This window comes from Amycolatopsis vancoresmycina (genome assembly GCF_000716785.1).
In the GTDB taxonomy this organism is placed as follows: Bacteria; Actinomycetota; Actinomycetes; order Mycobacteriales; family Pseudonocardiaceae; genus Amycolatopsis; species Amycolatopsis vancoresmycina.
Map to the genome: position 1 here is coordinate 1 of NZ_JNYY01000057.1, position 434 is coordinate 434.

Below are 434 nucleotides of genomic sequence, written 5' to 3' on the forward strand. Positions count from 1 at the left end.
GAGCTAGCGTGTTGGCGACCGGGTCGTCCATCTCGACCGGCTCGGCGCAGATCGCCCGCCCAGCATCGTCACGCATGACCATGGAAATCATCCCAGCTGTGCGCCCATCGCGTGTGGCCGCATACACCGTCAGCGCTTCCTTGCGATCCAGTCGATCGCGCGCGGGGAAGAATATAGTCTCCAGCTCTCTCTCCCTCTCGGTGGGAAGAGCGAACCACGACTCCGCGATCACAAGTATGCCGTCAGCATTCGCCGCTTTCATCTCACTGGCAAGTTTTTCGAATGCGAGGATTTTCGAGCTCTGACTGTCGAAGATGAGCCCGCCCATGTGGAGCAGCGCGTCCCCGCGGTACAGGAATGTGAAGGTCGCGTGCTGGCCATCCTTCTCCATGAGCAGTCGAGCGCTCGCCATGAACCCCGGTACTGCGCTGATG

At 60.8% G+C, this 434-nt stretch carries 1 protein-coding gene; it reads right to left on the minus strand.

The genetic code is table 11. The features are described from left to right. A partial coding sequence (locus OO60_RS44295; protein WP_209441437.1) for a hypothetical protein occupies nt 1–391 on the minus strand: 391 nt, incomplete at its 3' end. Nucleotides 392–434 lie beyond the last annotated feature (43 nt).